Below are 3718 nucleotides of genomic sequence, written 5' to 3' on the forward strand. Positions count from 1 at the left end.
AGCGCAAGTAAATTGGCCAGATGTATGATATTCTTTATTTATAGGGAATCTAAACAAGGACAAAAACTCATTAGGTTCCTTTGAAGTGAGTATCAGACCAGCCTCATCAGTTATTGGTGATGGCATAACGTTAATCGAAGTGGAGCAAAACCGCCTAAAAATCGGTTTTTCGTTTGGCGAAGCTGTTGCCATAGCGTAGGCTGGACTGATTTTTTTATGTATCTTATTTGCAGCGAAAATAATACTTGTCTTGCTGTGAGTAAACAGAAATTTCTCATTCACCTGCCGTATCTGTGAAAGTTTTTTGGATTTTTGGTGACAGAATTGTCACTAATTTTTAGCATCCTTGTTGTATCTCGCATCCCGCTAATATTTACTGCCATATCTGTAAGAAGCTGTTTAACTTCTAGCAAATAACTGCAATATTTATAGTGCTGGATAGACGGTTGATGTCCACTATCTAACAGCATCAATTCAGTCACAAGCTGGGTAGTAAATACTTTCAATATTTACAACTCCAATTTGATTCAATACTCTGCTTGATTACACCATAATCTGGGAGCCGAATTAATAAGTCTGCGCCATTATTGAGGTTTTTATGCGGAAAATCGCTATTTATGGAAGAGGGGGAGTTGGCAAGTCCACAACAACTCAAAATGTAGTGGCTGGACTCACTGATCTGGATCGTAAGGTGATGGTTGTAGGGTGTGACTCAAAAGCAGACTCCACCCGCCTCCTCTTGGGGGGATTCCACCAGAAGATTGTACTCGACACGTTGCGTAAAGAAGAAGATGATGATTTTAATCTAGAAGACTTCCGCCAGGTGGGATGGGGGAAGACGCTGTGTGTGGAATCGGGTGGGCCGGAACCTGGTGTAGGATGTGCAGGTAGAGGCATTTTGACATCAATTGGGTTGCTGGAACAACTTGGTGCTTATGATGATGCAGTTAGACTTGATTATACATTTTATGACGGTCTAGGTGACGTGGTATGCGGTGGATTTGTCATGCCCATTCGTGAACGCAAAGCTCAAGAAGTTTACATTATCACTTCTGGGGAAATTATGGCAATGTATACCGTCAACAACATCTGCCGAAGTATTCAAAAGTATGCACCCATAGGCGGTATACGTCTGGGAGGATTGATTTGCAACTCTCGCAAAGTCGATGAGGAAGATGATTTGATCAAAGCTCTGGCAGAGAAACTCGGGACTCAAATGATCTACTCTATACCCAGAGACAATATGGTGCAACAAGCAGAGTTCCACCGCAAGACGGTGATTGAGTATGCTCCTGAGTCTGAACAGGCGCAGCACTATCGCAACCTAGCAATGGCAATTGACCAAAATACAGATTTTGTCACTCCGAAATCTATGTCTAACGATCAGCTAGAGGAACTGCTGGTACAGTTTGGGTTGTTTAGACACCTCCAAACATTAGGTATTAGCCCAAACTCCACAAAGGTTGCAGATTCATTTTCGGAGATACCTCTTGAATAGGACGATGCAGTAGGGGTTATCCCTTATACAAAGTGTCTGGAGCAATTGGCGATCTCTGACTCGAAAAAGCAGAAAAAACTGCGTAAACTTCTTACCATCATTTGAGAAATCGGCGTTCTGAACCACGCCAAAATTCGTCTACCTCATTGAAGGAGGAGAACTCATTATGTTGACCGAAGAGGTTTTAGTCGAAAAATTTATCACCATAGTCAAGGAACGCTGTGCCAAAGTAGGTGAGTTGCTCCAGTACTGCCACGTCGAACTCGTAAACTCTTACTGGGGCTGCCCTCCAAAACTTATACAACATTTTGTTGTTTATTATCCTAATATGCTGTTTGCCTCAATTAATGACAACAAAGATGTTTTCAGAGGCGTTGCTCAAGATTTGGGGATATGTCAGGCTGTTTGCATAAATGCCACACGCATTATTCGCGATCCCGCCTCAAGGTTGAAGGAAAAGAACCCGATCTTATGGTTGGAACTCCAGTGGGTGGCAGTACCAACTAAAAAAGGCAATTGGCATCTAGATCAGGATTTACCGCACTCGGACTAAGTACAGCTTTGCGTAAAACCGTGGCGAATTGAGGGTTGAAATTTAAACGCAAAGGGGCGCAGAGTAACGCAAAGTCTGTTTGAGTCCATTCGCTACGAATTAATGCAAAGCTGTACTAAGTTTTCTGTTGGTGACGTAGTTTGCCGACTGCGATGCCTAGTTTGGCAAGCTACGCTAAATCACTAAAATAGTATCCAAAAAATGCAAGTATTTTAGCGATATGTATGCTATACTTGCAGCAAATAAGCAAAATTGTCAAAACATCAATATGTCTGACAACAAAAGCGGCAAATACGAGAAAACCTTGCGATTGACCCAACAGATTTAAGTTTGTCTGCTGTGGCTTTTTCTAACGGAGATATACAGCCTCATGAAACTGGATGTGAATCTTTGCAATAACCTGAAGTCAATTAGAACTCGCTTGGGTATGAGTCAGCAAGAATTAGCTAATATAGCTGGCGTTACTCGTCAGAGTATTGGTGGTGTGGAACTAGGGCAATATGCTCCTTCTGTTGCTATGTCACTGCGTTTAGCCAAGGCTCTTGGCTGCCAAGTAGAGGACTTATTCTGGTTTGAAGAAGATTTACCAGAAGTTGAGGCAATTCTTGCGGGATCAGTCCCTAAGCAACAGCGATCGCGAGTTAGTCTAGCGCGGGTTGGGGATCAGTGGATAGCTTATCCCCTCGTTGGGAATGATGCTTTTCGGATCGAAATGATTCCAGCTGATGGTGAGACGCTTGCAGTGATCTACCCTGATGCTAAGGAATCCGTAAGGGTGGAAGAGTTACCCAGCATCAGCAAATTGTCATTAGCGTCAGAAGTAGCTAGTAATGCGGAGGGTGAAGCACAGAGCCAGAAGGGTACAAATAAAGTCCTGGTTCGGATTCTGGATGATATAAACAAACTACACAATACAGTTGTGATTGCTGGTTGTACGCCTGTGCTTTCCCTCTTGGCAAGAGCAACTGAACGTTGGCATCCGCAACTGCGAATTCATTATCGTTTCGCCCACAGCAAGGCTGCATTACGTAGTCTGTGCAAAGGTGAAGTTCATATTGCAGGAATGCACTTATACGATCCCAAAACTGGGGAACATAACATTCCCTTTGCGCGGGAGGCTTTAACAGGCAAGAGTGCCGTTTTGATTACCCTTGGAGTTTGGGAAGAAGGTTTGTTAGTCCCATCAGGAAACCCAAGGGGAATTAAAACAGTTTCCGACTTAGTAGAATTTGGAGCAACTATTGTCACCCATGAAGTAGGTTCTGGCAGTCGGATGCTTTTAGAACGAAAACTCCAAGAAGAAGGAGTGCCATTGCACAAAGTTAAAGGATCTGATCATATCGTTCACAGCCATCAAGATGTTGCCTTATCCGTAGTCTCAGGAATCGCTGATGCAGGTATCAGTACCGCATCTATAGCTACTGCCTTTGGATTGGGATTTATCCCCCTTCACCGGGCGCGATACGACTTGGTGATTATTAAAGAATACTTGGAAGAAGAACCAGTAAAGCAATTTCTCAGTATCTTGGGACATCAGCTAGTGCGATCGCAATTAGAGATTCTCGGCGGCTATGACACTAGCAATATTGGAGAAGTTGTAGCAAATATTTAATAATTCGTAATTCGTAATTCGTAATTCGTAATTCGTAATTCGTAATTCGTAATTC

The 3718-nt window shown here is 43.0% G+C and carries 4 protein-coding genes; 3 read left to right on the top strand and 1 reads right to left on the bottom strand.

The annotated features are described in order from the left end of the window. Nucleotides 1–278 precede the first annotated feature (278 nt). Nucleotides 279–470 (bottom strand): IS1-like element transposase, encoded by a 192-nt coding sequence (locus tag ACM0OY_RS39745; RefSeq protein WP_414574200.1) that lies wholly within the window; start codon nt 468–470, stop codon nt 279–281. 128 nt (nt 471–598) lie between these two features. Between ACM0OY_RS39745 and nifH the strand changes: the two genes are divergently transcribed. The 3 genes from nifH to ACM0OY_RS39760 all read left to right on the top strand — a co-directional run bounded on the left by nifH (nt 599) and on the right by ACM0OY_RS39760 (nt 3663). Next, entirely contained in the window at nt 599–1498 is a 900-nt protein-coding gene (nifH, locus tag ACM0OY_RS39750) for a nitrogenase iron protein (protein WP_414574198.1), read from the top strand. A 166-nt stretch (nt 1499–1664) separates the two neighbouring features. After that, complete coding sequence (locus tag ACM0OY_RS39755) at nt 1665–2051, top strand: hypothetical protein (RefSeq protein ID WP_179069601.1); 387 nt, start codon at nt 1665–1667, stop codon at nt 2049–2051. Between the two features lie 370 nt (nt 2052–2421). Then, nucleotides 2422–3663 carry a substrate-binding domain-containing protein gene (locus ACM0OY_RS39760; RefSeq protein WP_414574199.1) on the top strand — a complete coding sequence of 414 codons (1242 nt, stop codon included), beginning with the start codon at nt 2422–2424 and terminating at the stop codon, nt 3661–3663. The last annotated feature ends 55 nt before the right edge of the window (nt 3664–3718 follow it).

Origin of the sequence: Nostoc sp. CCY 9925, from assembly GCF_963920935.1 — a bacterium.
In the GTDB taxonomy this organism is placed as follows: domain Bacteria; phylum Cyanobacteriota; class Cyanobacteriia; order Cyanobacteriales; family Nostocaceae; genus Nostoc.

Coding starts and splice junctions, on each gene's coding strand:
- ACM0OY_RS39760 (WP_414574199.1), top strand. CDS start 2,422: ATGAAACTGGATGTGAATCTTTGCAATAACCTGAAGTCAATTAGAACT.
- nifH (WP_414574198.1), top strand. CDS start 599: ATGCGGAAAATCGCTATTTATGGAAGAGGGGGAGTTGGCAAGTCCACA.
- ACM0OY_RS39745 (WP_414574200.1), bottom strand. CDS start 470: ATGCTGTTAGATAGTGGACATCAACCGTCTATCCAGCACTATAAATAT.
- ACM0OY_RS39755 (WP_179069601.1), top strand. CDS start 1,665: ATGTTGACCGAAGAGGTTTTAGTCGAAAAATTTATCACCATAGTCAAG.